5 protein-coding genes, 1 tRNA gene and 1 pseudogene are annotated in these 6,135 nt (G+C 66.3%); 3 read left to right on the forward strand and 4 right to left on the reverse strand.

Annotation, left to right across the window (positions count from 1 at the left end; all coding sequences use genetic code 11):
- Position 1: 1 nt before the first annotated feature.
- Positions 2-190 (forward strand): helix-turn-helix domain-containing protein, encoded by a 189-nt coding sequence (locus ABZY89_RS27570; protein ID WP_355232390.1) that lies wholly within the window; start codon positions 2-4, stop codon positions 188-190.
- Complete coding sequence (locus ABZY89_RS27575) at positions 190-1,425, forward strand: tyrosine-type recombinase/integrase (protein ID WP_355232391.1); 1,236 nt, start codon at positions 190-192, stop codon at positions 1,423-1,425. Before ABZY89_RS27570 ends, ABZY89_RS27575 begins: the two co-directional genes overlap by 1 nt.
- A gap of 41 nt (positions 1,426-1,466) precedes the next feature.
- On the opposite strand, the gene ABZY89_RS27580 is transcribed toward ABZY89_RS27575, so the two are convergent.
- Positions 1,467-1,540, reverse strand: a tRNA-Ile gene (locus ABZY89_RS27580).
- A 114-nt stretch (positions 1,541-1,654) separates the two neighbouring features.
- Between ABZY89_RS27580 and ABZY89_RS27585 the strand changes: the two genes are divergently transcribed.
- Positions 1,655-2,455, forward strand: a complete 801-nt coding sequence (locus ABZY89_RS27585; protein ID WP_355232392.1) for a type IV toxin-antitoxin system AbiEi family antitoxin domain-containing protein — start codon at positions 1,655-1,657, stop codon at positions 2,453-2,455.
- 65 nt (positions 2,456-2,520) lie between these two features.
- Here ABZY89_RS27585 and ABZY89_RS27590 read toward each other — a convergent pair whose 3' ends face one another.
- The 3 genes and pseudogenes from ABZY89_RS27590 to ABZY89_RS27600 all read right to left on the reverse strand — a co-directional run.
- The gene (locus ABZY89_RS27590) at positions 2,521-3,075 is read right to left on the reverse strand and encodes a DUF3566 domain-containing protein (RefSeq protein ID WP_350665332.1); all 555 of its coding nucleotides are present in this window, start codon (positions 3,073-3,075) and stop codon (positions 2,521-2,523) included.
- Positions 3,075-5,774, reverse strand: a complete 2,700-nt coding sequence (gene gyrA / locus ABZY89_RS27595; RefSeq protein ID WP_355232393.1) for a DNA gyrase subunit A — start codon at positions 5,772-5,774, stop codon at positions 3,075-3,077. The genes ABZY89_RS27590 and gyrA overlap by 1 nt, the downstream gene beginning before the upstream one ends.
- Positions 5,775-5,823: 49 nt before the next feature.
- Positions 5,824-6,135: pseudogene (locus tag ABZY89_RS27600) on the reverse strand (DNA topoisomerase IV subunit B); the annotation flags it as partial.

A 6,135-nucleotide genomic window follows, 5' to 3' on the forward strand; every position in this document is an offset into this window, starting at 1 on the left:
GATGAGCAACAACCAGTTGCTGACGATTGACGAAGTAGCGGAGTACTGCAGGGTCACCGTTCTGACGGTTCGGTGGCTTCGCCAGGAAGGCAGGTTCGCGCCTGCAATCAAGATCGGGCGACGCCTGGTCTGGGACGTGGCCGACCTCGATGCTTGGATCGATTCGCAGCGTGAAACGGCGGCTGCCTGATGGTCATCCAGACAAGGACGCTCAGCGACGGGAAGACCAAGCGTTACAAGGCTCGTGTGAAGTGGCACGGCCGGGAGGTCGCATCTCAGGTCTTCACCCGGAAGAACGAGGCGAAGGACTGGCACGACGACCAGGTCCGCAAGTTGAAGATGGGCCAGTGGGTCGACCCCAAGCGCGGCAAGGTGGCCTTGGACGTGGTCGCTACTGAGTGGCTCAAGGCTGGCGGTCGATTGAAGGAGAGCAGTCGCCGTGAGGACGCTCGGGCCTGGCGCAACCACATCGAGCCGAAGTTCGGTCGTGCTCCGGTCGCCTCGATCACCACGGCCGATGTTGAACGGTGGTTGGGCGAGCTGGTGACCAAGAAGGGGCTCAAGCCGTCGACCGCAAAGCGACAGTTGGCAACCTTCCGCTCACTGCTCGACTTCGCCGTCAAGGATCGCCGGATCAACGGCAACGTTGCCATGGAGGTCGAGGCTCCGACAGGGGGCAAGTCCAAGCGTGAGGGGCAGTATCTGACCAAAGCCGAGATTGAAGCGCTCACTGAGGCATGCGCTATTCCTCGGGACGATGAGGGCAAGGTCCTGTCTCGGCTCGATGAGAACGGGGAGCCGATCAGCAATCCGTACGCCGACGTGGTGAAGGTCCTGGCGCTAGGTGGTCTCCGCTGGGGTGAGGTCGCTGGGCTTCAGGTCCGTGACCTTGTCTCCGTCCCTGGTCGAGGACTGCGACTGCAACGCGCCGTGCTCTCGGACAGCGACACCGGCAGGCTCTATGAGGAGACGCTCAAGGGTCACCAGGCACGGACCGTCCCGCTCGTCAGCGACCTGGTGCCGATCATCGACCGATGGGCAGACGGCAAGAAGCCGGGGGACTGGCTCTTCCACGCCCCCAAGGGTGGCCCGCTCGCTGAGCGCAACTGGAAGCGCAGCATTCGTTGGGGAGCTGCCCTCAAGACGATCGACCGGGCAGGCTTCCGGGTCCACGACCTTCGGCACACCTGCGCCTCGATCTGGCTGGGTGCTGGGGCCGATCCCAAGGTGGTCCAGCGCATCCTTGGGCACGCCTCCGCAACCATGACGATGGACCTCTACGGGCACCTCTACGACCAGAACCTTTGGACCGCCGCAAAGCAGGTCGGGGGCCTCTCGGGGGCCTCGGAGCCCGCCAACGCAAAGCCTGAGCCCGATCAGGACGCCAGCAGCGACGATGAGGGAGAGGCGGAAAACCATGCCTGAACAGCAGAAACGCCCCGAACCGGAGTTCAGGGCGAGTGCTGTGCGCTTAGGAGGACTTGAACCTCCGACCCCCACATTATCAGTGTGGTGCTCTAACCGTCTGAGCTATAAGCGCAGGCGCCAACTGGAGGGTGGAAGCCCCTACCAGCAGGCGAGAGAAACATTACCCGGCCGCTGCCCGGGGCACCAAAACGAAGAGACCCCATCGACGCGCGAGGATGCGGCGCGGATGCTGGATGCTCAGCGACGGATGCAGGACGGCGTCGCAACCTATGCCCAGCTCACCGCCGGCGGCCTGAGCAGGATCGACATCGAGCGGGCCGTACGCCGCAACGAGCTCCGCCGGGTGCACCCTCGCGTCTACGTCAACCACACCGGGCCGCTCATCTGGGAGCAGCGGGCTTGGGCGGCGGTGCTCTACGCTGCTCCGGCCCTGCTGTGCCGCGACAGCCTCGAGGCTCCTCGGGGACGCGACGACGGTCGACCGATCCACGTCGCCATCGACCACTCTCGCAAGGTGATGCCCCAGCCCGGCATCGTCGTCCACCGGATGCGCGACCTCGAGCGCAAGGCGTACGGAGGAACTCCTCCACGTCTGAAGGTCGAGGACAACGCCCTCGCGATGGCGAACGAAGCCAGGTCCGAGATCGACGCGATCGCGCGGGTTGCCGAGGTGGCAAGCCGGTCCTATGTCACCGCGGCCACGCTCCAGGCGTCACTGGATCGCGCGCACTCCCTACGTCGCCGCAAGCTCATCCGGGGGTTGGTGGACGACCTCGCGACCGGCACCCACTCGGTGCTCGAGCACGATGGTGCGCTTGGCCACGGATTCTGGCGCGACCAGGCCCGTGATGCCGACCGTTCGTTGGACGATCTCGCCGAACTCGGAGCGGTGCCCGCGCGACTGCGGTTTCACCAGGTGTTCGACACCCCGTGTCACACAGCGGCCCGCGTAGGACGGATCCTCACCAGAAACGGCTGGAGCGGGCCGATGAAGACCTGCGGCCAAACCTGCCCCCTGAACGAATGAACCTGGGGAGGGCCATCCGAAAAGCGCTCGGACAACCCTCCCCAGGTTGCGGGTTCTAGTTGGGCTCAGTTCTCGGTGAGCTCTACTTCGACGCCGCCCAGAAGCGCGGCGGCCATGTTGTAGAGGAACGCGGCGAGGGTGGCGACGGCGGTCATCAGGACGATGTTGACGACCGAGACGACCATGGTGAAGCCCATGATGCGGGGGAGGCCGAGGTAGTCCTGCACGTTCCAGCCGGCGCTGGAGTCACCGACGACGTCCTGGACCGCCTGGTTGATCGAGTCCCATACACCGGCAGCACCAAGGACCGACCAGATGACGAAGACGGCGACGATCACCACGACGCTGAGCGCGATCGAGAGCAGGAAGGCCATCTTCATGACCGACCATGGGTCGATGCGGCTCAGACTCAGCCGGGCCCGGCGAGCCGAGCCGCTGACCGCGTCCCGCTCCGCGCCGGCGGGGCCGGAGGTGCGGGCGGTCGAGGCGACCGCGGAGGTGGTACGCCTAGCCGCGTTGGCGACCGTGTCCGTGATCCGCTGGGTCACCGGCTGCGCGGTCTCGTTCCGCTCGGTCATCGCGACTCCCCCAGTCGTGCGGTCGGCGGTGCGGTCCGTCATCAGGATTCATCTTCCGTCGTGGTCTCGGACGACGCTCCGTGCTCGCCGTCTTCCCCGATTGTTACATCATCCGCAACCTCTGTCCCGGTGACGACGTCATCGTCGACCTCGCGGGCCTCGACGGAACGTGCGACGACGGCGACCGAGTCACCCTTCTTGGGCGAGACGAACTTGACGCCCTGGGTGGAGCGGCCGGTTGCCCTGAAGTCGGCGTTGATCGGGCTGCGTACGACCTGACCGGTCGCGGTGATCGAGAGGATCTCGTCGCCGTCGACCACGATGAACGCACCGACCAGACCGCCGCGGTCGGCGTTGGCCAGCGCCATCGTCTTGATGCCCAGACCGCCGCGGGACTGCAGCCGGTATTCGGAGATCTTCGTACGCTTCGCGAAACCACCGTCGGTGATGGTGAAGACGAACTGCTCCTTGACCTCGTCCGGCGACTCGGCGCCGGAGACAGGAGCCGCGACGTCCGCGGTGTCCTCGTTGGCTTCGGAGAGCCCGGCTGCGATCTCGGCGGCGACGTGCTCGGCCCGGATGACCGACATCGACAGCAGCGAGTCGCTCTCCCGGAACTTCATGCCGGTGACACCCGAGGTCGCCCGGCCCATCGGCCGCAGCTGGTTGTCGTCGGCGCGGAACCGGATCGCCTGACCCTTGCGCGAGACGAGCAGGATGTCGTCCTCGGAGTTGACCAGCTCGGCGCCGATCAGCTCGTCGTCGTCCTCGCGGAAGTTGATCGCGATGACGCCGGCCTGACGAGGTGAGTTGTAGTCACCGAGCCGCGTCTTCTTGATCAGACCGGAGCGGGTGGCCAGCACGAGGTAGGGCGCCTGCTCGTAGTCTCGGATCGCGAGCACCTGGGCGATCGACTCGTCCGGCTGGAACGAGAGCAGCCCGGCCACGTGACCGCCCTTGGCGTCACGCGCCGCCTCGGGCAGGTTGTAGGCCTTGATCCGGTAGACCCGGCCGGCGGTGGTGAAGAAGAGCAGCCAGTGATGGTTGGTGGTCGAGATGAAGTGCTCGACCACGTCGTCGCCGCGCAGGGTGGCGCCGCGTACGCCCTTTCCACCGCGCTTCTGGGTGCGGTACTCACCGGCGAGGGTGCGCTTGGCGTAGCCACCGCGGGTAATCGAGACGACCAGCTCCTCATCGGGGATGAGGTCCTCCATGGAGAGGTCGCCGTCGGCCGCGATGATCTGGGTGCGGCGGTCGTCGCCGTACTTCGCGACGATCTCGTCGAGCTCGTCCATCACGATCTGACGCTGGCGCGTCACGTTGGCGAGGATGTCCTCGAGGTCGGCAATGATGACCTCGAGCTCGGCCAGACGATCGACGATCTTCTGCCGCTCCAGCGCTGCGAGGCGACGCAGCTGCATGTCGAGGATCGCGTTGGCCTGGACCTCGTCGATCTCGAGCAGCCGGATCAGGCCCTGGCGAGCGTCGTCGACCTCGGGGGAGGAGCGGATCAGCGCGATCACGGCGTCGAGCTGGTCGAGCGCCTTGACCAGGCCGCGCCAGATGTGGGCGTCCTCCTCGGCCTTGCGCAGCCGGAATGCCGTACGCCTCCGGATGACGTCGATCTGGTGCTCGACCCAGTTGGAGATGAACTGGTCGATCGAGAGAGTGCGCGGCACACCGTCGACCAGCGCCAGCATGTTGGCGGAGAAGTTGGTCTGCAGCTCGGTGTGCTTGAGCAGGTTGTTGAGTACGACGCGGGCGACCGCATCGCGCTTGAGCACGACCACGAGCTGCTGCCCGGTGCGGGAGGAGGTGTTGTCCTTGACATCCGCGATGCCCTGCACCTTGCCGGTGTCGGCGAGGTCGGCGATCTTCTGGGCGAGGTTGTCCGGGTTCACCATGTAGGGGAGCTCGGTGATCACCAGGTTGGTGCGGCCCTTGGCGTCCTCGTCGACCTCGATCACCGCACGCTGGGTGATCGAGCCGCGGCCGGTGCGGTAGGCCTGCTCGATGCCCTCGCGGCCGACGATCAGCGCGCCGTTGGGGAAGTCGGGGCCCTTGACCCGCTCGAGCAGCGCGTCCTGGAGCTCCTCGCGCGTCGCGTCGGGGTGCTCGAGCGCCCACTTGGCGCCGGAGGCGACCTCACGCAGGTTGTGCGGCGGGATGTTGGTCGCCATGCCGACCGCGATGCCGGCCGAGCCGTTGACCAGCAGGTTCGGGAACCGCGCCGGCAGGATGGCCGGCTCCTGGGAGCGGCCGTCGTAGTTGGGGCCGAAGTCGACGGTGTCCTCGGTGATGTCGCGGACCATCTCGAGTGCCAGCGGCGCCATCCGGCACTCGGTGTAACGCATGGCCGCGGCCGGGTCGTTGCCGGGCGAACCGAAGTTGCCCTGGCCGTGGATCAGCGGGTTGCGCATCACCCACGGCTGCGCCAGCCGGACCAGGGTGTCGTAGATCGCGGTGTCACCATGGGGGTGGTAGTTACCCATCACCTCACCGACGACACGGGCGCACTTGGAGAACCCGCGGTCGGGACGGTAGCCACCGTCGTACATCGCGTAGAGGACGCGCCTGTGGACGGGCTTGAGTCCATCACGTACGTCGGGCAGTGCCCGGCCCACGATGACGGCCATCGCGTAGTCGATGTAGCTCGACTGCATCGATGCCTGGAGCTCGACGGTCTCGATCCGGCCGCCGGCAGCGGTCTGCCCGGAGCCTTCCGGAGGAGTCTCGGTCACGATTTCACTTTCTGCGTGCGTCTATCGGTATCTAGGGCCTCAGCAAGACTCAGATGTCGAGGAATCGGACGTCCTTGGCGTTGCGCTGGATGAACGAGCGTCGCTCGGCGACGTCCTCGCCCATGAGGATGGAGAAGATCTCGTCGGCGTGGGCGGCGTCCTCGAGGGTGACCTGCAGCAGCAGCCGCTGCGAGGGGTCCATCGTGGTCTCCCACAGCTCGTCGGCGTTCATCTCACCCAGACCCTTGTAGCGCTGGACCGGGTTCTCCTTGGGCAGCTTCTTGCCCTGCTCCACGCCGTCACGCATGAGGGCGTCGCGCTCTGCGTCGGAGTAGACGAACTCGTGCTCGGCGGGCTTGTT

Origin of the sequence: Nocardioides sp. NPDC006303 (assembly GCF_040613175.1) — a bacterium.
Taxonomy (GTDB): Bacteria; Actinomycetota; Actinomycetes; order Propionibacteriales; family Nocardioidaceae; genus Nocardioides.